Origin of the sequence: Altererythrobacter sp., assembly GCF_050299635.1 — a bacterium.
In the GTDB taxonomy this organism is placed as follows: Bacteria; Pseudomonadota; Alphaproteobacteria; order Sphingomonadales; family Sphingomonadaceae; genus Erythrobacter.
This window is the reverse complement of record NZ_JBNKWF010000001.1, coordinates 126,662-145,754: the sequence shown is the minus strand read 5'-3', so window position 1 is coordinate 145,754 and position 19,093 is coordinate 126,662. Positions and strand designations below refer to the sequence as shown.

General features: G+C 61.1%; 29 protein-coding genes and 1 tRNA gene. 8 read left to right on the top strand and 22 right to left on the bottom strand.

Annotation, left to right across the window (positions count from 1 at the left end; translation table 11 throughout):
• The first annotated feature begins 7 nt into the window (after positions 1-7).
• The 3 genes from virB11 (at position 8) to ACQY6C_RS00715 (ending at position 4,813) form a co-directional block, all read left to right on the top strand.
• Positions 8-1,006, top strand: a complete 999-nt coding sequence (gene virB11 / locus ACQY6C_RS00725; RefSeq protein ID WP_427963604.1) for a P-type DNA transfer ATPase VirB11 — start codon at positions 8-10, stop codon at positions 1,004-1,006.
• A gap of 121 nt (positions 1,007-1,127) precedes the next feature.
• On the top strand, positions 1,128-3,287 hold the full coding sequence (locus ACQY6C_RS00720) for an RNA degradosome polyphosphate kinase (RefSeq protein WP_427963602.1): 2,160 nt from the start codon (positions 1,128-1,130) through the stop codon (positions 3,285-3,287).
• On the top strand, positions 3,284-4,813 hold the full coding sequence (locus tag ACQY6C_RS00715) for a Ppx/GppA family phosphatase (protein WP_427963600.1): 1,530 nt from the start codon (positions 3,284-3,286) through the stop codon (positions 4,811-4,813). Before ACQY6C_RS00720 ends, ACQY6C_RS00715 begins: the two co-directional genes overlap by 4 nt.
• Here ACQY6C_RS00715 and ACQY6C_RS00710 read toward each other — a convergent pair.
• Positions 4,810-5,559: a queuosine precursor transporter gene (locus ACQY6C_RS00710; RefSeq protein WP_427963687.1), complete on the bottom strand. Its 750-nt coding sequence runs from the start codon at positions 5,557-5,559 to the stop codon at positions 4,810-4,812. The genes ACQY6C_RS00715 and ACQY6C_RS00710 overlap by 4 nt on opposite strands.
• Before the next feature lie 59 nt (positions 5,560-5,618).
• On the opposite strand from ACQY6C_RS00710, the gene ACQY6C_RS00705 reads away from it, so the two are divergent.
• A tRNA-Arg gene (locus ACQY6C_RS00705) sits at positions 5,619-5,695 on the top strand.
• Positions 5,696-6,011: 316 nt separating this feature from the next.
• Here ACQY6C_RS00705 and ACQY6C_RS00700 read toward each other — a convergent pair.
• From ACQY6C_RS00700 to leuC, 9 genes are all read right to left on the bottom strand, one after another.
• The gene (locus tag ACQY6C_RS00700) at positions 6,012-6,794 is read right to left on the bottom strand and encodes an NUDIX hydrolase (RefSeq protein ID WP_427963599.1); all 783 of its coding nucleotides are present in this window, start codon (positions 6,792-6,794) and stop codon (positions 6,012-6,014) included.
• Between the two features lie 350 nt (positions 6,795-7,144).
• Positions 7,145-7,471 carry a Grx4 family monothiol glutaredoxin gene (gene grxD, locus ACQY6C_RS00695; RefSeq protein ID WP_427963597.1) on the bottom strand — a complete coding sequence of 109 codons (327 nt, stop codon included), beginning with the start codon at positions 7,469-7,471 and terminating at the stop codon, positions 7,145-7,147.
• A gap of 35 nt (positions 7,472-7,506) precedes the next feature.
• Entirely contained in the window at positions 7,507-7,740 is a 234-nt protein-coding gene (locus ACQY6C_RS00690; RefSeq protein ID WP_427963595.1) for a BolA/IbaG family iron-sulfur metabolism protein, read from the bottom strand.
• A 31-nt stretch (positions 7,741-7,771) separates the two neighbouring features.
• Positions 7,772-8,095, bottom strand: a complete 324-nt coding sequence (locus ACQY6C_RS00685) for a DUF1476 domain-containing protein (protein ID WP_427963593.1) — start codon at positions 8,093-8,095, stop codon at positions 7,772-7,774.
• Positions 8,096-8,187: 92 nt separating this feature from the next.
• The gene (locus ACQY6C_RS00680; protein WP_427963591.1) at positions 8,188-9,186 is read right to left on the bottom strand and encodes an NADPH:quinone oxidoreductase family protein; all 999 of its coding nucleotides are present in this window, start codon (positions 9,184-9,186) and stop codon (positions 8,188-8,190) included.
• Positions 9,183-9,785 carry a 3-isopropylmalate dehydratase small subunit gene (gene leuD / locus ACQY6C_RS00675; protein WP_427963589.1) on the bottom strand — a complete coding sequence of 201 codons (603 nt, stop codon included), beginning with the start codon at positions 9,783-9,785 and terminating at the stop codon, positions 9,183-9,185. Before leuD ends, ACQY6C_RS00680 begins: the two co-directional genes overlap by 4 nt.
• Positions 9,785-9,937: an isopropylmalate isomerase gene (locus ACQY6C_RS00670; RefSeq protein ID WP_427963587.1), complete on the bottom strand. Its 153-nt coding sequence runs from the start codon at positions 9,935-9,937 to the stop codon at positions 9,785-9,787. Before ACQY6C_RS00670 ends, leuD begins: the two co-directional genes overlap by 1 nt.
• 70 nt (positions 9,938-10,007) lie before the next feature.
• Positions 10,008-10,409, bottom strand: a complete 402-nt coding sequence (locus tag ACQY6C_RS00665) for a GFA family protein (RefSeq protein ID WP_427963585.1) — start codon at positions 10,407-10,409, stop codon at positions 10,008-10,010.
• Positions 10,406-11,839: a 3-isopropylmalate dehydratase large subunit gene (gene leuC / locus ACQY6C_RS00660; RefSeq protein ID WP_427963583.1), complete on the bottom strand. Its 1,434-nt coding sequence runs from the start codon at positions 11,837-11,839 to the stop codon at positions 10,406-10,408. The genes ACQY6C_RS00665 and leuC overlap by 4 nt, the downstream gene beginning before the upstream one ends.
• Before the next feature lie 217 nt (positions 11,840-12,056).
• Here leuC and ACQY6C_RS00655 point away from each other — a divergent pair, with 217 nt between their 5' ends.
• Entirely contained in the window at positions 12,057-12,458 is a 402-nt protein-coding gene (locus ACQY6C_RS00655; RefSeq protein WP_427963582.1) for an acyl-CoA thioesterase, read from the top strand.
• 14 nt (positions 12,459-12,472) lie between these two features.
• Positions 12,473-13,009, top strand: a complete 537-nt coding sequence (locus ACQY6C_RS00650; RefSeq protein ID WP_427963580.1) for a sterol desaturase family protein — start codon at positions 12,473-12,475, stop codon at positions 13,007-13,009.
• A gap of 1 nt (position 13,010) precedes the next feature.
• Here the strand turns inward: ACQY6C_RS00650 and ACQY6C_RS00645 are convergent, their stop codons facing one another.
• From ACQY6C_RS00645 to ACQY6C_RS00590, 12 genes are all read right to left on the bottom strand, one after another.
• Entirely contained in the window at positions 13,011-13,361 is a 351-nt protein-coding gene (locus tag ACQY6C_RS00645) for a YbaN family protein (protein WP_427963578.1), read from the bottom strand.
• Position 13,362: 1 nt separating this feature from the next.
• Positions 13,363-13,770: a SufE family protein gene (locus ACQY6C_RS00640; RefSeq protein ID WP_427963576.1), complete on the bottom strand. Its 408-nt coding sequence runs from the start codon at positions 13,768-13,770 to the stop codon at positions 13,363-13,365.
• Between the two features lie 160 nt (positions 13,771-13,930).
• On the bottom strand, positions 13,931-14,107 hold the full coding sequence (locus ACQY6C_RS00635; RefSeq protein ID WP_427963574.1) for a hypothetical protein: 177 nt from the start codon (positions 14,105-14,107) through the stop codon (positions 13,931-13,933).
• Positions 14,104-14,337 (bottom strand): hypothetical protein, encoded by a 234-nt coding sequence (locus tag ACQY6C_RS00630; RefSeq protein WP_427963573.1) that lies wholly within the window; start codon positions 14,335-14,337, stop codon positions 14,104-14,106. Before ACQY6C_RS00630 ends, ACQY6C_RS00635 begins: the two co-directional genes overlap by 4 nt.
• Positions 14,338-14,403: 66 nt before the next feature.
• Complete coding sequence (locus ACQY6C_RS00625; protein WP_427963571.1) at positions 14,404-14,679, bottom strand: hypothetical protein; 276 nt, start codon at positions 14,677-14,679, stop codon at positions 14,404-14,406.
• A complete protein-coding gene (locus ACQY6C_RS00620) occupies positions 14,676-14,987 on the bottom strand; it encodes a hypothetical protein (protein WP_427963569.1) in 312 nt (103 codons plus the stop codon). The genes ACQY6C_RS00625 and ACQY6C_RS00620 overlap by 4 nt, the downstream gene beginning before the upstream one ends.
• Positions 14,987-15,322, bottom strand: a complete 336-nt coding sequence (locus tag ACQY6C_RS00615; protein ID WP_427963567.1) for a hypothetical protein — start codon at positions 15,320-15,322, stop codon at positions 14,987-14,989. The genes ACQY6C_RS00620 and ACQY6C_RS00615 overlap by 1 nt, the downstream gene beginning before the upstream one ends.
• The gene (locus ACQY6C_RS00610; RefSeq protein WP_427963566.1) at positions 15,322-15,630 is read right to left on the bottom strand and encodes a hypothetical protein; all 309 of its coding nucleotides are present in this window, start codon (positions 15,628-15,630) and stop codon (positions 15,322-15,324) included. Before ACQY6C_RS00610 ends, ACQY6C_RS00615 begins: the two co-directional genes overlap by 1 nt.
• Before the next feature lie 22 nt (positions 15,631-15,652).
• Positions 15,653-16,033 (bottom strand): envelope stress response membrane protein PspC, encoded by a 381-nt coding sequence (pspC, locus tag ACQY6C_RS00605; RefSeq protein WP_427963564.1) that lies wholly within the window; start codon positions 16,031-16,033, stop codon positions 15,653-15,655.
• The gene (gene pspB, locus ACQY6C_RS00600) at positions 16,030-16,326 is read right to left on the bottom strand and encodes an envelope stress response membrane protein PspB (RefSeq protein WP_427963562.1); all 297 of its coding nucleotides are present in this window, start codon (positions 16,324-16,326) and stop codon (positions 16,030-16,032) included. The genes pspC and pspB overlap by 4 nt, the downstream gene beginning before the upstream one ends.
• Before the next feature lie 3 nt (positions 16,327-16,329).
• Positions 16,330-17,151: a phage shock protein PspA gene (gene pspA / locus ACQY6C_RS00595; protein WP_427963560.1), complete on the bottom strand. Its 822-nt coding sequence runs from the start codon at positions 17,149-17,151 to the stop codon at positions 16,330-16,332.
• 161 nt (positions 17,152-17,312) lie between these two features.
• Positions 17,313-17,465 carry a hypothetical protein gene (locus ACQY6C_RS00590; protein WP_427963558.1) on the bottom strand — a complete coding sequence of 51 codons (153 nt, stop codon included), beginning with the start codon at positions 17,463-17,465 and terminating at the stop codon, positions 17,313-17,315.
• Positions 17,466-17,617: 152 nt separating this feature from the next.
• On the opposite strand from ACQY6C_RS00590, the gene pspF reads away from it, so the two are divergent.
• Together pspF and ACQY6C_RS00580 are read left to right on the top strand one after the other, a co-directional pair.
• Positions 17,618-18,643, top strand: coding sequence for a phage shock protein operon transcriptional activator (gene pspF / locus ACQY6C_RS00585; protein ID WP_427963556.1), 1,026 nt, complete (start codon positions 17,618-17,620; stop codon positions 18,641-18,643).
• Positions 18,640-18,945 carry a hypothetical protein gene (locus ACQY6C_RS00580; RefSeq protein WP_427963554.1) on the top strand — a complete coding sequence of 102 codons (306 nt, stop codon included), beginning with the start codon at positions 18,640-18,642 and terminating at the stop codon, positions 18,943-18,945. The genes pspF and ACQY6C_RS00580 overlap by 4 nt, the downstream gene beginning before the upstream one ends.
• Positions 18,946-19,093 lie beyond the last annotated feature (148 nt).

Genomic DNA, 19,093 nt, shown 5'->3' with positions numbered 1-19,093 from the left:
CAGGGCGATGAGCGCGGATATCCATCCCTTGCCCCATGACGGCGTGCCTGCGGGCGAGCGCAGCGTCTATCTCGACGCCTATCTCGCGCCGTTCCGGCAATGGCTCGATCGCGATACGGTGACTGAAATCATGGTCAACCGCCCCGGTGAGGTCTGGATCGAAGATGCTAGCGATCCGGGGATGAAGCGGATCAAGACGCCGGAGATAGACGATCGGCTGGTTCAGCGCCTGGCAGAGCAGGTCGCCCGTGTGAGCCACCAGGGCATCAACCGCGAGCATCCGTTGCTGGGCGCGACCTTGCCTGACGGCGCGCGTGTGCAGTTTTGCGGCCCGCCCGCTTCACGCAAGCACTGGACCATGGCGATCAGGCGCCACCGGCGGCTCGATCTGCCGCTCGACGCCTATGATGCCGGACCGCTTGGCAAACCCGATGCCCCGTCCATGCCCGACCCGCAGGTGCAGCCGATTGCCTACCTTCGCGAGGCGATCCGCCAGCGCAAGACGATCCTGATTTCAGGTGGCACCAGCACCGGTAAGACGACTTTCCTCAACGCCATGTTGCAGGAAATCCCGCGTCAGGAGCGAGTGGTGCTGGTGGAGGATACGCCCGAGCTCAAATTGCCCGGTGAAAACGGTGTCGGCCTGGTGGCGGTGAAGGGCGAGTTGGGGGAAGCCAAGGTGACCGCCAACGAACTGTTGCAGGCTGCGCTGCGTTTGCGGCCCGACCGGATCGTGCTGGGCGAATTGCGCGGGGCGGAGAGCGTATCGTTCCTGCGCGCGATCAACACCGGCCATCCGGGCAGTTTCTCGACCATTCACGCCAATTCGTTGCGCGGTGCGCTGGAGCAATTGTCGCTGATGGTTATGCAGACCGGCATCGGCCTGACGCGGAGCGACACTATCGCCTATGCCGCATCGGTGATCGACGTGATCGTTCAGCTGGGCCGCGATGGCGTGGGCAAGCGTGGCATTACCGAAATTGCGGACAGCAGTTCGCTGGTTTGATCGGCGAGAGGCTTGCCCTTCTGCGCGACAAGCATGTGACAGGCCACGCGGTGCGATGTAAAAAGCCAATTTGGCGGAATATGGCGCGGATCAGTCCCAATTTTCAGGTGTCAGCAGCACGATGAGCAGCCATCCGATCACTAATGACAATGAGCAGCCTCTCGAAGAGGTGGCACCCTATTTCAATCGCGAGCTGAGCTGGCTGGCGTTTAACGAGCGCGTGCTGGCCGAAGGCTGCAACGCAAACTATCCACTGCTTGAGCGGCTGCGCTTCCTGTCCATCTCGGGCAGCAATCTCGACGAGTTCATCATGATCCGCGTCGCCGGGCTGGTTGGCCAGGTGCAGCGGGGGATCGGCCCGCAATCGATCGACCAGCGGACTCCGACACAGCAACTTGCTGCTATCCGCGAACGGCTTGTGGCGATCACCGCGCGGCAGCAGGACATCTGGCGGGACCTGCGCGTCCAGCTGGCCGATGCGGGCATCCACATCGCCGATGAGCGCCGCGTGTCCGAAGAGGCATATGCCTGGTTGCGCGAGTTCTTCCTGGAGGAAATTCTCCCGGTCATCACGCCGCAAGCGCTCGACCCGGCGCACCCGTTCCCCTTCGTCGCCAACGAGGGAATGGGACTGCTGTTCTCGCTTGTGCGCGATTCCGACCGGGAGAAGATCATGGAGATGGTGCTGATCCCCTCGGCACTGCCACGCTTCGTCCGGGTGCCGGGCTCAGAGGCGATTTATGTCAGCATCGCAAGCCTCATCACCCGCTTCGCCGATCACCTGTTCCCGGGCTTCTCCATCAAGGGCGACGGGCTTTTCCGCGTCTTGCGCGACAGCGACATCGAGATCGAGGAAGAGGCTGAGGATCTGGTGCGCACCTTCCGCAGTGCGATCCAGCGCCGCCGCCGGGGCCGCGTGATCCAGCTCGAGCTGGAGGAGGACTTTGAACCTGACGCAGAGCAGATGCTGCTCGAACATCTTGGTGTGAATGAAGCGGTGGTCATCAAGACCGATGGTATCATCGGTATAGACGGGCTGACGGAAGTCGCGGAGGAAGACCGCCCCGACCTCAAGTTCGAGGATTACACGCCGCGCTATCCCGAACGCATCCTTCAACATGATGGCGATTGCTTCTCCGCCATTCGCGAGAAGGATATCGTGATCCACCACCCCTATGAGAGCTTCGAGGTGGTGGTCGATTTTATCCGTCAGGCCGCGGCCGATCCCGATGTGGTGGCGATCAAGCAGACGCTCTACCGCGCGGGCAGCCAGTCGGCGGTAATCAACGCGCTGATCGCAGCGGCGGAAGAGGGCAAATCCGTTACCGCCGTGGTCGAGCTCAAGGCGCGTTTCGATGAAGAGCAGAACCTGATGTGGGCGAGCCAGCTTGAGCGGGCAGGCGTACAGGTGATCTATGGATTCCTGGACTGGAAGACGCATGCCAAGGTTGCAATGGTGGTGCGGCGCGAGGAGGATGGATTCCGCACCTATTGCCACTTTGGTACCGGCAATTACCACCCGGTGACGGCGCGCACCTACACCGATCTCAGCTTCTTCACCGCCAAACCCAAGTTCGGGCGCGATGCCGCAAAGCTGTTCAATTTCGTTACCGGCTATGTTGAACCGCAGTTGGAGCTGCTTGCCGTCGCGCCAATCGGCCTGCGCGAAGCACTCTATCGCAATATCGACCGCGAAATCGCCAATGCGCAGGCGGGGCTGCCCGCGGCGATCTGGATCAAGTGCAACCAGATCACAGAAAAGGGAATGATCGATCGGCTCTATGAAGCGAGCCAGGCCGGGGTCGAGATCGAGCTTGTCGTGCGCGGAATCTGCTGCCTCAAACCGGGTTTACCCGGTCTCAGCGACAACATCCGGGTGAAATCGATAATCGGGCGCTTTCTGGAGCATGGCCGGATCTATGCCTTCGCCAATGGCAAGGAGATGCCGAGCGCGGATGCGGCGGTCTATATTTCCTCCGCCGACCTGATGGAGAGGAATCTCGACCGCCGGGTTGAGGCGCTGATACCGATCAAGAACCGCACCGTGCATGACCAGGTGCTGCAGGAAGTGCTGCTGGCCAATGTCATCGATACCGAGCAGAGCTGGGACCTGGCACCCGATGGCACATATTCGCGTACAGAGCCGGGGGACAAGCCGTTCAACTGCCATCGCTATTTCATGACCAATCCGTCACTGTCGGGACGTGGGGCCGCGCTTGAAGCGGATGCCGCGCCGCGGCTGGCCCTACGCAAGGGTGGAACGGGGTCAGACACTGCATGACGATACGCGCGAGCAGGGCCGACAGGGCGGGATCCTTCTCAGGCAGCAAGGCCGAGCGCGCGATTATCGATATCGGTTCGAACACTGTCCGCATGGTCGTTTATGGCGGATCGCTACGCGCACCGACGGTCCTCTATAACGAGAAGGTAGCGGCCCGGCTGGGACGGGAGATCTCGCAAACCGGGCTGATGCCCGAAGACTCTGTCGAGCTGGCGCTGCGCGGCCTGAGGCGTTTTCGCTTGCTGCTCGAAGACCTCGAGGTCGAAGATGTCGAGACCGTTGCAACGGCTGCAGTGCGTGAAGCGAAGAACGGGCCGGCATTCGTCGAGGAAGTGGATGCACTGGGCCTTTCGCCGCGCGTGATCACGGGCGAGGAGGAAGCCTGTCTCTCGGCGCATGGTGTGATCGGCGCCTTTCCGGGCGCGGCAGGCGTGGTGGCCGACCTTGGCGGCGGCAGCCTGGAACTTGTGGAAGTCTCTGATGACGAAACCGGCCATCCGGTCTCGCTGCCACTCGGCACCTTGCGCTTGGTCGAGTACCGCCAGGACAAGCAGGCCGATACGCGCAAACGGCTGGAGAAGGTGCTGAAGAAGGGCGGCTGGGGCAAGCCGATCGATGCTCCGCTTTACCTCGTCGGCGGCACTTGGCGCGCGATGGCGGTCTATGCGATGGAAGCACGCGATTACCCGCTGACCGACCCGCATGGTTTCACCCTCTCTCCGAAAGAGGCGATGAAGCTGGCGCGGCGGCTGGCTTCAAGCCGCCCGGCGGATCTGCGCGCAATCGAGCGCATCTCCTCCATGCGTTCCGAAACCATGCCCGACGCTGCGGTGCTGCTTCAGGCACTGCTCAAGCGGTTGGATCCGGCGCAGATCGTCTTTTCGTCGTGGGGACTGCGCGAAGGGCTGCTCTACGACCGGTTGCCGCCACATCAGAAGATGCAGGATCCGCTGCTGGCAGGCATAACGGTCTTTGCCGCGCAGCGAGGCGTGCCGCCGCAATTGGCAACCCGGATCGCCGGGTGGACGGTCGATGCGATCCCGCCGGGCGGAAATGGTGAGGAACGCCTGCGGCTCGCCGCGATCCTGCTGTCGCTCGCGTCGATGCAGATCGAGCCGAACCTGCGCCTCAATCAGGGAACCGATTGGGCACTGCACAAGCGCTGGATGGCGCTCGACGCACGGGGCAGAGCAATGCTCGCAGCAACGTTGGCGGCGAATGGCAACCATCTCGATCTACCAAAGGAATTGCGTGAGCTGGCGGATGAGGAATCGCTCAAGGAAGCGATGGGCTGGGGGCTGGCGACGCGGCTGGCAAGGCGGATCGGGGCACGCTCGCGCCGTTCGCTTCATGTCAGCCGGATTGACAAGGAGGCGGGCAAGCTGGTGCTGAGCCTGCAAGCCAGCCATGCCGATCTGTTCGGACTGCCGACCGAGAAGGATATGGCGCTGCTGTCAGACTGGCTGGGGCTGAAACATGCCGTCCGCATCGTGCCCGATGACGAATGGCACGGCGTGGGGGACTAATCCTTCAGGGCCTGGGTGGCGAAGGGCGAGAAATCGGTCTCGGTATCGTAGAGGTCCACTCCCTCGCGTCGCTTGAGTGTGTTGACGACCAGATAAGTCACCGGCGTCAGCACGGCTTCCCAGATGGTCTTGATGATCCATTGCGAGATGACGACTTGCAGCAGCGTTTCGGGCGGCCAGCCGGCCAACCCGTAAAAGGCCAGCGGATAGAAGATCATGCTGTCGAGGCCTTGCCCGACGATTGTGGAGCTGATCGTGCGCATCCACAGGAAGCGACCGTCGGTCCAGACCTTCATCCGCGCCAGGACATAGGAATTGGCGAATTCGCCGACCCAGAAGGCGGTCATGCTGGCGATGACGATGCGCCAACTGTTTCCGAATACCGCCTCATATGCACCCTGATGCGGCCATCCATCGGCAGGCGGAAGTTTGACCACGACCCAGGCCATGAAAGCCATGAAGGCGAGGGCGGCAAAGCCGGTCCAGATCACGCGCCGCGCGCGGGCATAGCCATAAACCTCCGTCAGCACGTCGCCGATGATGTAACTGATCGGAAAGAACAGCACGCCCGCTCCGAAGATCCAGCTCTCGCCGCCGGGCAGCGGGATATAGCTGGGTTTCGAAGCACCGATGATGTTTGACAGCAACAGGATTGCGACAAAGGCCGCCATGACCAGATCGTAATAGCGGAAGCTGACCGGTGCCGTGCTGGTATGGACGGGCGGTGTGCTGTGCGAGTTTTCCATCGCGAAGCTGACTATCTCCATTTGAACGCGCGGGAAAGCGCGCTAATGCGCACCTGCGCGCGCCCGTAGCTCATCTGGATAGAGCGCGAGACTTCTAATCTTGAGGCAGCAGGTTCGAGTCCTGCCGGGCGCGCCACGCACCACAATATCCCGAAGGGGTGTTGTGGTGGCTGATGGTTCGACGCACTCGAACCGCCATAGGTTCGGAATCGGAGCACCCGCAGGGTGCGGAGATGAACGAGCCCGCGACCCTATTTACGCTACCCTTGCGATGCTTGATTACGAGCGGGCGAGGGCAGTCCTGCCGGGCGCGCCAGATATTCTATTCCTTGTCCTCAAGCGCCGGCGCTCACATCCGTTCGCTTGGCTTTCCTCGCTCACGCGACCTTGCGGTCGCTTCGCTGCGGGCGGGCGGTCGCCCTTGCGGACCCATTGGGTCCGAGGCTTTCAGCCTACCCCCGCGTTACATTATCCAGCGGCTCGCCGGTGACCGGATAACCGTGGTCCTCGCCGATGCAGAGCCAGGGCCTGCCCTCGCGCTCCTCGATATGCGGTGAGACGATCCGCACCGGGAGAGCCACCGCATGGGCGCGCGCTTCGTCATAACTGGTGAATTGCGCCAGCCGCTCGAGATTGCGGCGCGTCGGAAAGATCACCTTGATGTCACCCTTGGCTGCCGCATTGAGCGCACCTTGCGCAGTAGTCCAGAACAGGTGGGTGTTTTCCGACAGGTCAGCCTCGACATCGACTGCACCGGTGCCAAGGTTGGCGAGGTAGAAGCGCGTATCGTACACTCGCGGAATGCGCTCGTTCCTTGGGAACCAGCGTGCGAAAGGGGTGAGCTGCGAAAGATCCGGCGTCCAGCCAAACTCCTCCAGCACGGGAGCGAAAGTCCCCAGTTCGAGCAGGCGTGCGCGGGCCGCATGCGCCCTTTCGGCGTCGATCTCGCCTGAGAGGCCGATTGCGAGCCCGGTTTCTTCCAGCGTTTCGCGGATTACCGCGATTTGGTGCGCAGCCTCGTCAACATCGAGTTCTCCACCAAACTGCTCACCCAGCGTATAGTCCTGGGGATCGACCTTGCCGCCGGGAAACACCGCCATTCCGCCTGCAAAAACCATGGTTTTCGAACGGATCGTCATGAGGAGTTCGGGAGGCTGGCCATCCTCGCCATTGCGGAAAATCACAACGGTGGCGGCGGGGATGCCTTCGCGGGAAACTGGCTGAGTATCGTTCATCGCTGGTCTTGTGCCGGTAGCGGAGATGAATGCCAACTGCGAATGGACGGAAGGTGTCGGGAAAGCTTACAAATCGGCGGGGCGTGAAATTGCGTTAACCATCAAGTCCCGCAGAATTGCTGATACGGCCGGTTTTGGCACGGTGCATGCAGAGAATTGGGCAGACCTAGCAGTCTTCGAAAATGAGGTGGGGCCTTCCTGGTCTCCCGGTTCCACCTCCCCGAATACGAAAAACCGCCCCATCGGTACCCCGGGGCGGTTTTTTGTTGGATGGCAAGATCGCGCTCGCCCGGCGCTTGAGGGACTAAATCAAAACCGCCCTCAGGCAGCGAAGCGGTAGGGCGAGAAAATCACGCTTTGGCGACCTGCTTTTCGTCAAGCATCTGCTGGAGCTCGCCAGCTTCGAACATCTCCATCATGATGTCGCTGCCGCCGACGAACTCGCCCTTCACGTAGAGCTGCGGAATCGTTGGCCAGTCAGAGAACTCCTTGATCCCCTGGCGGACTTCCATGTCCTGCAGCACGTCCACGCTTTCATAAGCGATGCCGCAATGGTCGAGGATCGCCACCGCGCGGCTGGAGAAGCCGCATTGCGGGAAGAGCGGAGTGCCCTTCATGAACAGCACGACGTCGTTGTCACCGACGATGGAGGAAAGACGGGAGTTGATATCGGACATGGGCTTGTGAACCTGATTGAATGACTTGCTGGGGCCTAGGTGGGAACCGCCGTGGTCAGTTGCAAGGCGTGGAGTGCGCCGCCCATCCGGCCGCCCAGCGCGTCATAGACGAGCTTGTGCTGCTGAACGCGGGACTTGCCGGTGAACTGCGGTGCAGTGACTTTGGCGGCCCAATGATCGTCATCCCCTGCAAGATCGGTGAGTTCGATCCGGGCGCCCGGAAGCGCCTCTGTAACGAGGCGTTCGATCTCGCTGGCACTCATGGGCATTTCGGCAAATCTCCGATCTGGCCTTGTCGTCTCAGCTTTCGCTCATCAACTGGCGGCGAGCCTCGACGGACTTTTCGTCCAGCTTGGATCGGATGTCCGCTTCGCTGACATCGCAGCCAGCGGCCGTGAGATCGCCCAAAAGCTTGCGAATCACGTCCTCGTCACCCGCTTCCTCGAAATCGGCCTGCACCACAGCCTTGCGATAGGCATCGGTTTCCTCATCGGTGAGGTCCATCAGACCGGCCGCCCATTCGCCAAGCAGGCGATTGCGCCGCGCGGCGATCTTGAAAGCGTTTTCCTCGTCAAAGGCGAACTTGGCCTCTTCGGCGCGCTCGCGATCTCTAAAATCGGTCATTATGTCCTCTTGGGAAAAGATATTTTGCCAGAGATAGTCCGGGTCGGGCGGCGCGACAAGCACTGTTGGACCATGGTCGAAGAGTTCCGGCGTTATTCCATCGTGACGACGAGCTTGCCCACCGCCTGGCGGCTTTCCAGCTTTGCAATGGCATCGCCGCCGCGTTCGAGCGGGAAAGTTTCCGACACGAGCGGGTCGATCTTGCCGTCTTTCATCATCTGGAACAGCTCATCCACCTGCTGGCGGAATTTGACAGGTTCGCGCGCGGTGAAGGCACCCCAGAAGACGCCGCAAATGTCGCAGCTCTTGAGCAGGGTCAGGTTGAGGGGCATCTTCGCTATGCCTGCGGGGAAGCCGACCACGAGGAACTTTCCTTCCCATGCGATCGAACGCAGCGCAGGCTCCGAATATTGCCCGCCGACAATGTCATAGACGATGTTGGCGCCGTCGGGTCCGCAAGCCGCCTTGAAGGCGTTGGCAAGCGCCTTGGACGCATCCTTGTCCATCTCGCCCTTGGGATAGATCACGACTTCGTCGGCCCCGGCCTTGCGCGCGATTTCGCCTTTCTCCTCGGATGAAACGGCGGCGACCACGCGCGCACCGAATGCCTTGGATAGCTCAACGGCAGAAAGACCTACACCGCCAGCCGCGCCGAGCACCAGCACGGTGTCGCCAGCCTTGATGTGCCCGCGGTCCTTCAGCCCGTGGATCGTGGTGCCATAGGTCATGAGCAGCGAAGCGGCCTTTTCCAATGGCACTCCATCGGGGACGGGGAACATGCGCCCGGCGGAAACGACGACCTTTTCGGCCAGCCCGCCATTGCCAATTCCGGCCATGACCTTGTCGCCTGGCTTGAAGCCTTCGACGCCTTCGCCAACCGCTTCGACTACGCCTGCGATCTCTCCGCCCGGCGAATAGGGACGCTCGGGCTTGAACTGATAGAGGTCGCGGATCATCAGCGTATCCGGAAAATTGATCGCGCAGGCCTTCACATCGACCAGCACCTCGCCCTTGCCGGGGGATGGGACATCCACCTCGTCAAGCGTAAGTGTATCCGGCCCGCCAATTGCGTGCGTGCGAAGTGCCTTCATGCTGCTTTCTCCGTTCCCTTGGTCAGCCATGGAAGTTTCTCTTCCCGGCTTTTTTCATGATTCGAGATGGCGTCGCCGCGCTCGAGCGTCAGGCCGATCTCATCGAGGCCGTTCATCAGGCAATGCTTGCGGAAGGGGTCGATCTCGAAAGTGAATCGATCCTGGAACGGCGTCGTAACCGTCTGGTTCTCCAGATCGATCGTGATTTCTTCTTCCTCGGCGACTTCCAGCAAGCGGTCAATCTGCTCTTGCGGAAGGACCACTGTTAGGATGCCGTTCTTGAAGGCATTGCCGGAAAAAATGTCCGAATAGCTGGGTGCAATGACCGCCTTGATGCCCAGATCAAGCAGTGCCCATGCGGCATGTTCGCGGCTGGAACCGCAGCCGAAATTGTCGCCCGCGATCAGGATGGGCGATCCGGCATAGCGCTCATCATCGAAGACATTGCCTTCCTGTGCGCGGATGGTTTCGAAAGCGCCCTGTCCCAGGCCTTCGCGGCTGATAGTCTTGAGCCAGCCCGCCGGAATGATCACGTCGGTATCGACGTTCTTCGCGCCGAAGGGATAGGCGCGGCCTTCGATCTCGGACACTTTATCCATCAATCGGTTTCCGGGTTCTCGCCGCTTGGCGGCACGGGCGTTTCGGCCTTCTTTTCCTTGCGCTTGCTGGCATAGAGCAGCGCGGCGGCGATGGCGGCTGAACCGATTGCGGCGGCGCCCAGTGCAGCTTTTCCTTTGATATTCTTGGTCATGATTACCTCATTGGGGAGGGCGTTGAGTGATGACAAGCCTTTGCAGGTATCGATGGCATTTTCGCGGCGGTCAGAAGAACGCGTCAACGCCGAGAGCGCCAGGCGGGCGCCGCGCTCCGGCCTTGCTTTTGCCGTCCCAGCTTCGACCGTCCATGAACCGTGCCTCGATCCCGGCCAATTCGTCGGGATCGAACAGGCGCATATTGACCCCGGTAAGGTCGCGCTTGTCGCCAGGTAGCAATGTCCACCGGATGGTGCTGCCGCAACTTGGGCAGAATTGCACCGCAATCGCCGGATCGGGCCTGTCTTCGCGGGTGTAGGCCCTGGTCTCGCCAGACACCCTGACGTCCGCGACCGGGTAGTAGGACCAGGTCGCGCCAACGCGCGCGCAAAGCGAGCAGTCGCAGAAATTGACATATTCCGGTCGCGGCACTTCCACCGTCACTTGCCCGCAGACGCAGCTCGCCTTCATTGCTCCAGCTCGCGCACATCGGCCAGCTTTCCGGCCACCGCCGCTGCCGCAGCCATGGCTGGCGAAACGAGGTGGGTGCGTGCACCGGGGCCCTGGCGGCCGACGAAGTTGCGGTTCGAGGTGGAAGCGCAGCGTTCGCCGCTCGGAACCTTGTCCGGGTTCATGCCCAGGCAGGCGGAGCAGCCGGGCTCGCGCCATTCGAATCCGGCATCAGTGAAGATCTTGTCCAGCCCTTCTTTCTCGGCCTGAGCTTTTACCAGCCCCGATCCGGGGACGACGATGGCCCAATGCACATTGGGTGCCTTTGTGCGCCCTTTCAGGACCGCTGCGGCAGCGCGCAAATCCTCGATCCGGCTGTTGGTGCAGCTACCGATGAAGATGTTTTCGACCGGAATGTCCTTCATCGCCGTGCCGGGCGTGAGGCCCATATAGTCGAGGCTCTTCTGCGCGGCCTGCTGTTTTGACGGATCGGCGAAGCTATCGGGCGAGGGCACGTTGCCGCCGATCGGGACCACGTCTTCAGGGCTTGTGCCCCAGGTAACCGTCGGCTCGACGGTGCGGGCGTCGATCACCACCGACTTGTCGAAACGAGCGCCTTCGTCGGTCCTGAGGCTGCGCCACCAGGCGAGTGCCTTGTCCCACTCCTCGCCGGTGGGGGCGTAGGGTCGGCCCTTGAGATAGTTGAATGTGATTTCGTCGGGCGCGATCAGACCTGCGCGCGCGCCGCCCTCGATACTCATATTGCACACGGTCAGCCGTTCCTCGACGCTCATCGCTTCGAACACGGGGCCGCGATATTCGATCACATGTCCGGTGCCGCCTGCCGCGCCGATCACGCCGATGATGTGCAGGATCAGGTCCTTCGCAGTGACGCCGGGGCCAAGCTCGCCTTCGACCCGCACTTCCATGCTCTTCGACTGCTTGAGCAGCAGGGTCTGCGTCGCAAGCACATGTTCGACCTCGCTCGTTCCGATCCCGAATGCCAATGCGCCAAGCCCGCCGTGGCAGGCGGTGTGCGAATCCCCGCAGACGATGGTCGCACCGGGGAGCGAAAAGCCCTGCTCGGGCCCCACGACATGGACGATGCCCTGCGCCTCGGCCGTTGCGTCGATGTAACGGATGCCGAACTCGGGCGCGTTCGTTTCCAGCGCTTCGAGCTGGGCGGCGCTTTGTGGATCGGCGATGGGCAGACGGTTGCCCGCTGCGTCGAGCCGCGAGGTGGTAGGCAGATTGTGATCGGGTACGGCCAGTGTCAGCTCCGGCCGCCGGACCTTGCGGCCCGTGAGGCGCAGCGCCTCGAAAGCCTGCGGGCTGGTCACTTCGTGAACCAGGTGACGATCAATATAGATCAGGCTGGTGCCATCGTCGCGCGTCTCGACGACGTGGGAGTCCCAGATTTTCTCGTAAAGCGTGCGGGGTTTGCTTGCCATGACACTTCGCCTAGGCCGCCCGCACCCGAGGGACAAGATGGGAAATCTTGGTCAGCTTATAGCTCCAGGCTGGCTGGCGCCTGGACGTTTCATATCTTGAGATCGCCCAGGCGGTGGATCCAGACCGTGAGGCTATCGCGCACCACCCGCAAGCCATACGAAATCCGTGAATTGCACGGTCATTGAATTGCAAGCCTTTCGCGCCTAACTGACAAGAATGTCAGCAACTGCATTCTCTTTCCCGATCAAGGTTCACCCCGACGATATCGACTTCATGGGCCATGTGAACAATGCCCGTTACCTCAATTGGGTTCAGGATGCTGTGCTGGCCCACTGGCGGAAACTTGCCCCTGCGGATGAAGTGGCGAGCAAGGCATGGGTCGCGCTGAAGCACGAGATTACCTATCGCAGGCCCGCGTTCCTTGAGGACGATGTGATTGCGCGGACCGTGCTCGAACATTTCAAGGGCGCGCGCGCATTCTATCGCACGGTGATTTCGCGCGGCGAGGAAGTGCTGGCCGAAGTGCAATCGAGCTGGTGCTGCATCGATGCCGAGACGCTGCGTCCGGCGCGGATCGGAGAGCATCTGCGCGAGTTCTTTTTCCCCGAGGCCGAATAGCCTATAATCGGGGCATGGACTGGATCCTGCCCGCCCTGATCGTCATTGCCGCCGTTATCACCATGGAATGGGTCGCATGGGCGAGCCACAAATACATCATGCACGGCTTCGGCTGGGCCTGGCATCGCGATCATCACGAACCGCATCAAAATACTTTCGAAAAGAATGATCGCTTCGCGTTGGTCGGCGCGGCGATGAGCATTTCCCTGTTCGCGCTGGGATCGCCCATGGTGTTGGGGGAGGGGGCGTGGTGGCCGGGAACATGGCTCGGCCTGGGCGTCCTGATTTACGGGATCATTTACACGCTGGTGCATGACGGTCTGGTCCACCAGCGCTATTTTCGCTGGGTACCGCGGAGCGGCTATGCAAAGCGGCTGGTGCAGGCCCACAAGCTCCACCATGCGACAGTGGGCAAGGAGGGCGGGGTCAGCTTCGGCTTTGTCTTTGCGCGCGATCCGGTCCGGCTCAAGGCCGAACTAAAGGCCCAGCGCGATGCGGGACTGCTCGAATCGCTCCCGGACACGCCGGAAAGCCTGCCGCGGGAGCGCTGAGTCACTCATTCCGCGTTGCGATCCAGCCTCCGCAGGTCACCAGCACTGCTAGCGAAATATACACCCAGGGCGCGCCCAGTGTCAGCCATGTGAACAACACGCCAGCGGACATGGCGGTGATAGCGGCCAGCTTGGCCGGGCGGCGGATCACGCGCCGCTCGCGCCAATCGGCGATCTGCGGGCCCCAGTTTGGGTGGTCGAGGATCTTCTGTTCCCACGCCGGATTGCTGCGGGCAAAAAAGAACACCGCCAGCAGCAGGAAAGGCACGGTCGGCATGATCGGAAGCGCGGCGCCGATTGCGCCGAGTCCTACGCTGGCGAGGCCGAGCGCACGATAGACCGACCGCTTCATCTTAGCCGGCGGCGATCCGCGCCGCATGTTCCTTCACCAGCGCGATCATGTTGGGTACGCCTTGCGTACGGTTAGACGAGAGCTGGTTCCTCAGATCGAAGGGCTCGAGCGCGGTGGTGATATCCATTTCTGCAACCTCGGCGGCTGGCCGGTCCTGCACGGCGGAAATGACCAGCGCGACGATCCCCTTGGTGATCGCCGCATTGCTGTCTGCCAGGAAATGAAGCGTCCCACCCTCTCCGGTCGGATAGACCCATACGCTGGCCGAACAGCCGCGCACCAGTGTGGCGTCGGTCTTGAGCGCATCGGGCATGGGGTCGAGCTCGCGGCCCAGCTCAATCAGCAGGCGATAGCGTTCGTCGCCTTCAAGGAACTCATATTCTTCAAGGATGTCGGGAAGTGCTCTCACAAAAACTCCGTTCGCCCTGAGCCTGTCGAAGGGCCGTTCTTCGCCTCTGACGCTTCACTAGTAGAAAGTGCGATGCTTCGACTAGCTCAGCATGAACGGAAGATGGGCAGATATTTTTGCAATTCCACCTTTAAAAATCGCGTGTGCCTCAGCGGCTCTCTTAGCCGCCCAGGCCGCCTTCACGCGTGAAGGCATAGTAGATGACATAGAACCAGCTGAATATGCCGTGGATCGCCGCCCAGACGATCGATTTGTGCAGGCTCCACGAAATGGCGACGGCAATGGCGCTGCCAAGACCGATTCCGGCGGTTGTGGCGTGGCCGCCGGTGCCGCTCACAAGTCCACTCCGCTGGCGATGGCTTCAAGCTTCTTGATCCGCTCCTTGAGGTCGGCCAGCTCTATCCGGGCTGCGCTTGCGCCCACGCCACCTTCGATCTCGCGCGGGGTCGCGTCGAGCTCGCGCTGCTTGAGCGCCAGCCAGCCCTGCCACCCTCTCAGTAGCACATATGCGGTCACGCACAGGCCGACCAGCGATGCGGCGGCAATGATGATCGTCGGTTCGAACATGTCCTTAATGTCCTCCTTTGACCTTTGTCCTCTTTGGGGTCCTCTCCGGGGCGCTTTTCCGGCTCTCTAGCTGCTCGACTTGTCGCGCAGGGCTTCGATTTCGGCGGCGATCCGCCGTGTTTCACTGGCATCGAGCGAGTTGCCGTCTGTAGCTATGCGCTCGAGCACCTGGATCCGTTCGCGCAGGCTTTCGACTTCGTTCTCCAGCTCTTTCTCGCGCGGGCTGGGCGGGGCTTCGCCGTGGCGATGTCTCAGTCTTCCGCCGCCGTGGCTCCGTGCACGCATCACGCCAGCGATGGCCGAAATGAGAACGATCAATACGACTGCAGTGGCCCAGCTCATCGCGCCGCCTCCCGGGTGCTCCCGATCGCATCAAGCTCCTGCAAATCGCGCAGTTCCTCGATCTGGCGGGCCAAATCGTCCCTGCCATCGGTAGCAATGCGTTCGAGCACGCGGACGCGTTCCTCCAGCTTGCGGTAGGCTTCGCTGGTCGCGCCACTCCCTTGCTTGGCTTCCTCTGTTCGGGCCAGCAGTTCCAGTTTGCGCTCCTCGTGGTCGACCACACGGCGATGGATCTTCTGCGCCATCGAAAATGCCATCGAGGAAAGGACCAGAATGAATCCGAATATTACAAGCAGTTCGAGGTCCATCAGTTTACCTCCCCTTCCCTGCGGGCTTCACGCAGGCGGTCAATTTCGTGAGTCAGTTGGTATCCGCTGTCGGTCACGATCCGTTCGACATTGGCCAGGCGATCCTTCATCGAACCGAGTTCGGCGCGTAGCTGGGCATTTTCCTGCGTCAGCAGTTTTACGCGCTCCTCTGCCTCGGTGCTCTTGGGGTAGACCGCCTTTCCCCAGCTGTTTTCAAGCGGGTATCCATGCTTCACCCTGATCCAGGTGTTGACAACCCAGGCGAGGGAAATGGCAGTTATCGGTACCGCCAGGATAGGGGCGATCGATGCGAACGTCGTGAATATCTCTGCCATCACGCGCGCTCCTGAGTTTTGATGTCGAGCGGGACGCCGCTACCTTCGTCGACACGGCGCGTGTCACGCAGAGCCTCGATCTGGGTGGCAATGTCGTAACCGCGATCGGTGACGATGCGCTCGAGCACCTGGACGCGATCTTCGAGCCGTTGGATATGGCTGGCGTATTGCGCGGCTTTCTCCGCAGTAGTTGCAGCAGTCACACTGACCTGCATCTGCGCGACTTTTTCTTTGTGCTTTGCCCAGATCGCAACCATTGGAATGGTGCATCCAAAGATAATTGCGACGATAGGTATCAGTTCACCCATTTGATAATCCCCCAATCTGGTTTCAGCGAAGCCGTTCGATTTCGGCGGTCAGGCGCGGATTGCTCGAGACGTAATAGGTCTCGACATCGGCCAGCCGGCGATCGACGTCGCGGAAGCGGGCGCGGATTTCGCGCGCGGTACGCTTCGGGCTCTGGCGAACACGCTGCCAGTATTTGGTCTCTTCGGGGTCGCCGTAGAGATGTGCGGGCTTCTTGTTCAGCAGGATGCCAGCGAGGAAATAGCCGGGTATGACCAGCGGAGCTGCACCCATCAAGGTCAGCGCGATCGCCCCCAGCCGGACCCACAGGACGTTGACGCCGGTATAGTCAGCGATGCCCGAGCAGACACCCATCAGCTTGGCATTGTATTTGTCGCGATAGAGCGTGGTGCGGGGGCTATTCATCGTGCGCTTCCTTTCTTTTCGGCAATCAGGCTTTCGAGTTCGCGGAGCTGCTGATTGTCGACTTCGCTGTCGTGCATCAGGCGCTTGGGCTGGAAATCGGGGTTGTCGCTGGCGACCAGGCGCTCGACTGTGTCCATCCGCTCGTCGAGGCGGCGGGCAAGCTGGTAAAGTTCGTCCAGCAGCACTTCGTCATCGCTGGTGATGGTTGCGGCGGTTTTCCAACGGGTGATGTAGTGCAGGATCAGCCAGGGAAGCCCAATCACCACGATGGCAACGATAATTCCTTCTTCCACGGCTTAGTCCTCCTGTGATTTCTTGCCTGGGGCGCTATCTTTGCCCAGCGCCTTCTTCATCTGTTCAAGTTCGTCATCGATCGCATCGGCGCCTTCGAGTGCGGCGATCTCGTCGGCCAGGCTCGGCTTGCCCGACTGGTCGGCAATGCTCAGCGCTTCGGCGCGGCCTTCGGCGTAATCGACCCGGCGTTCGAGCTGGTCGAAACGCGCCAGCGCCTCGTCGGTGCGTTCGGTGCTCATCAGAGTGCGCAGCTTGACGCGGTTCTCCGCGCTTTCGAGCCGTGCGGCGATGGCCGTCTGGCGGCTGCGGGCTTCGCGCAGGCGGTGCTGCAGCTTCTGAATGTCTTCCTCATAGGCTCGCAGAGCATCGTCAAGCACGGCGATCTCCTGCTTAAGCTGGTCGGCCATGTCGGCCGCCTTCTTCTTTTCGACCAGCGCCGCACGGGCGAGATCTTCGCGATCCTTGCTGAGCGCGAGCTGCGCCTTGTCCGCCCAATCGGCCTGGAGCTTGTCCAGCTTGACTGTGTGGCGGTGCATTTCCTTCTGGTCCGCGATCGTGCGCGCCGCACTTGCCCGCACTTCCACCAGCGTCTCCTCCATCTCGAGGATGATCATGCGGATCATCTTGGCCGGATCATCGGCCTTGTCGAGCATGTCGTTGAAATTGGCGGCAATGATATCGCGGGTACGGCTGAAAATGCCCATGAAGGCTACTCCATTGAAGAAATTGTCAGAGTCACGATCGCGGCCCTGGTCGCGGGAGCGGGTTTCGGTCGGCGTCGGGGACTGGCGCAGCCGCTCGATCTCGGCATCGAGGCGCGACATGCGCCGCGGCTTTGCGTCGCCCGACTTCGACCCTGAAGGGGTTTGGGCCGGAGCATCGGCGCTGCGACTGGAATGAGCGCCGCCGGGGTTACTCACACCTGAGTTCTTCAGGGGGGGGACTGAGCGCTCCGGCCCAAAGGGGGTATTCTTTGTCGGCTTGGTCATGCGACCTGGACCACGTGATGCTGGGAGGCAGCGGCAAACGCCGGTGTGGCTTGCATTTGCGTGGACAGCGCCACGAATGCAGCCATCGCCGCGATGCTGGCCATTGCAGCCTGTCCCAGCTTGCTCTGGAAAAAGCGGCGGTTGTACATGGTTTATTACCTCCATTGCGTTTCGTTCATTGTCTAGCAATCTGCGTGCCAAACCTGAAAAAGAACGTAAATACAGGTAATTATGAGTTTTCCGCAATTGAACGATTGGTTTCCCTTGCCAAGAATTGGGAATTTTCACTATAGATTGGTGCATGGAGCGGGATAACCAATTCATTGGCCAATCTGGTGCCTTTCTCGATGCGGTCGAGCGGGCATCGCGCGCCGCGCCGATGAGCCGCCCGGTGCTGGTGATCGGAGAGCGCGGGACAGGTAAGGAACTGATCGCCGAGCGCCTCCATCGCCTCTCGAGCCGCTGGGATGAGCCGCTCGTCATCATGAACTGCGCGGCGCTGCCAGAGACGCTGATCGAGGCCGAATTGTTCGGCCACGAAGCGGGAGCCTTCACAGGTGCTACCAAAGCGCGCGCCGGAAGGTTTGAGGAAGCCGACAGAGGCACGTTATTTCTCGACGAACTGGCTACGCTGTCGATGGGGGCGCAGGAAAGGCTGCTGCGCGCGGTCGAATATGGCGAAGTGACGCGGATCGGATCTTCGCGACCGATCCGGGTCAACGTCCGCATTGTCGCAGCCACCAATGACGATCTTCCGGCATTGGCCGAACGGGGCGAGTTTCGTGCCGACCTGCTCGACCGGCTGTGCTTCGAGGTTATCACCCTTCCGCCGCTGCGCGTGCGCGAAGGCGATGTGGATGTGCTGGCTGACTATTTCGGGCGACGTATGGCCGCCGAATTGCACTGGGAGGCCTGGCCTGGTTTTGCCGACCATGTGCGGCGCCAGCTTGATGATTATGCCTGGCCGGGCAATGTCCGCGAACTCCGCAATGTCGTCGAGCGCGCGGTCTATCGTTGGGACAATTGGAATGAGCCAATCGGTCATGTCCAGTTTGATCCTTTCGACAGTCCGTGGAAGCCATTCATTCCCAGCTTTCGCAAGCCGGAAATCGGCCAGCAGGCCTCGACCGCTCCGGCTGCGTCGACATTGGTGCCAGATTACGACCAGATCGATGATCTGCGCGCCGCCGTGGACGAGCATGAGCGCAACATTGTGGAACATGCGCTGGGCAAGCATCGCTGGAACCAGCGCCAGACCGCCAAGGCGCTGGGGCTGACCTATGACCAGTTGCGCCATTGCATCAAGAAACACGGGCTGAGCGAATGAGGGGTGGTCAGCTTCGCATAGCGGCGTTCCTGTTCGTGACGTTGCTCCTCGCCGGCTTGGCCGTGTGGATCAACCTCTATGCATCCGACGAAGCGGATAGGATCGTTGCCCAGGCGCCGGATACGCAACCTGTCGCTGAAGCCCCCCCCGAGGAAGAAATCGATGCCGAAGCCTGTGCGCAGGCGCAGCAGGAATATCAGAAGTACTGGGATGAAAGCATCGATAACCCTGATGACCAATCTTATGAGGAAAAGCTGGAGGTTGCGTTGACCGATGTCGTCGAGAACTGCGGTTCGGCCTGAAATGTGCAATTAGAGCCGTTTGGGACTGAAATTGTCGCAGCGGAGGACGCATTTGGCAGATCGCTTGACCTCGGTACTGTCTATCCCGCAAGATGCACATATTATCCATTTTCAGCAGGAATGAATGTTCATGAGCATTTAGTCTTGT

Bases quoted from the DNA above. Each gene is read 5' to 3' on its own strand.
- virB11 (WP_427963604.1), top strand. From the start codon at position 8: ATGAGCGCGGATATCCATCCCTTGCCCCATGACGGCGTGCCTGCGGGC.
- ACQY6C_RS00720 (WP_427963602.1), top strand. From the start codon at position 1,128: ATGAGCAGCCATCCGATCACTAATGACAATGAGCAGCCTCTCGAAGAG.
- ACQY6C_RS00715 (WP_427963600.1), top strand. From the start codon at position 3,284: ATGACGATACGCGCGAGCAGGGCCGACAGGGCGGGATCCTTCTCAGGC.
- ACQY6C_RS00710 (WP_427963687.1), bottom strand. From the start codon at position 5,559: ATGGAAAACTCGCACAGCACACCGCCCGTCCATACCAGCACGGCACCG.
- ACQY6C_RS00700 (WP_427963599.1), bottom strand. From the start codon at position 6,794: ATGAACGATACTCAGCCAGTTTCCCGCGAAGGCATCCCCGCCGCCACC.
- grxD (WP_427963597.1), bottom strand. From the start codon at position 7,471: ATGTCCGATATCAACTCCCGTCTTTCCTCCATCGTCGGTGACAACGAC.
- ACQY6C_RS00690 (WP_427963595.1), bottom strand. From the start codon at position 7,740: ATGCCCATGAGTGCCAGCGAGATCGAACGCCTCGTTACAGAGGCGCTT.
- ACQY6C_RS00685 (WP_427963593.1), bottom strand. From the start codon at position 8,095: ATGACCGATTTTAGAGATCGCGAGCGCGCCGAAGAGGCCAAGTTCGCC.
- ACQY6C_RS00680 (WP_427963591.1), bottom strand. From the start codon at position 9,186: ATGAAGGCACTTCGCACGCACGCAATTGGCGGGCCGGATACACTTACG.
- leuD (WP_427963589.1), bottom strand. From the start codon at position 9,785: ATGGATAAAGTGTCCGAGATCGAAGGCCGCGCCTATCCCTTCGGCGCG.
- ACQY6C_RS00670 (WP_427963587.1), bottom strand. From the start codon at position 9,937: ATGACCAAGAATATCAAAGGAAAAGCTGCACTGGGCGCCGCCGCAATC.
- ACQY6C_RS00665 (WP_427963585.1), bottom strand. From the start codon at position 10,409: ATGAAGGCGAGCTGCGTCTGCGGGCAAGTGACGGTGGAAGTGCCGCGA.
- leuC (WP_427963583.1), bottom strand. From the start codon at position 11,839: ATGGCAAGCAAACCCCGCACGCTTTACGAGAAAATCTGGGACTCCCAC.
- ACQY6C_RS00655 (WP_427963582.1), top strand. From the start codon at position 12,057: ATGTCAGCAACTGCATTCTCTTTCCCGATCAAGGTTCACCCCGACGAT.
- ACQY6C_RS00650 (WP_427963580.1), top strand. From the start codon at position 12,473: ATGGACTGGATCCTGCCCGCCCTGATCGTCATTGCCGCCGTTATCACC.
- ACQY6C_RS00645 (WP_427963578.1), bottom strand. From the start codon at position 13,361: ATGAAGCGGTCGGTCTATCGTGCGCTCGGCCTCGCCAGCGTAGGACTC.
- ACQY6C_RS00630 (WP_427963573.1), bottom strand. From the start codon at position 14,337: ATGTTCGAACCGACGATCATCATTGCCGCCGCATCGCTGGTCGGCCTG.
- ACQY6C_RS00625 (WP_427963571.1), bottom strand. From the start codon at position 14,679: ATGAGCTGGGCCACTGCAGTCGTATTGATCGTTCTCATTTCGGCCATC.
- ACQY6C_RS00620 (WP_427963569.1), bottom strand. From the start codon at position 14,987: ATGGACCTCGAACTGCTTGTAATATTCGGATTCATTCTGGTCCTTTCC.
- ACQY6C_RS00615 (WP_427963567.1), bottom strand. From the start codon at position 15,322: ATGGCAGAGATATTCACGACGTTCGCATCGATCGCCCCTATCCTGGCG.
- ACQY6C_RS00610 (WP_427963566.1), bottom strand. From the start codon at position 15,630: ATGGGTGAACTGATACCTATCGTCGCAATTATCTTTGGATGCACCATT.
- pspC (WP_427963564.1), bottom strand. From the start codon at position 16,033: ATGAATAGCCCCCGCACCACGCTCTATCGCGACAAATACAATGCCAAG.
- pspA (WP_427963560.1), bottom strand. From the start codon at position 17,151: ATGTCGCGCCTCGATGCCGAGATCGAGCGGCTGCGCCAGTCCCCGACG.
- ACQY6C_RS00590 (WP_427963558.1), bottom strand. From the start codon at position 17,465: ATGTACAACCGCCGCTTTTTCCAGAGCAAGCTGGGACAGGCTGCAATG.
- pspF (WP_427963556.1), top strand. From the start codon at position 17,618: ATGGAGCGGGATAACCAATTCATTGGCCAATCTGGTGCCTTTCTCGAT.
- ACQY6C_RS00580 (WP_427963554.1), top strand. From the start codon at position 18,640: ATGAGGGGTGGTCAGCTTCGCATAGCGGCGTTCCTGTTCGTGACGTTG.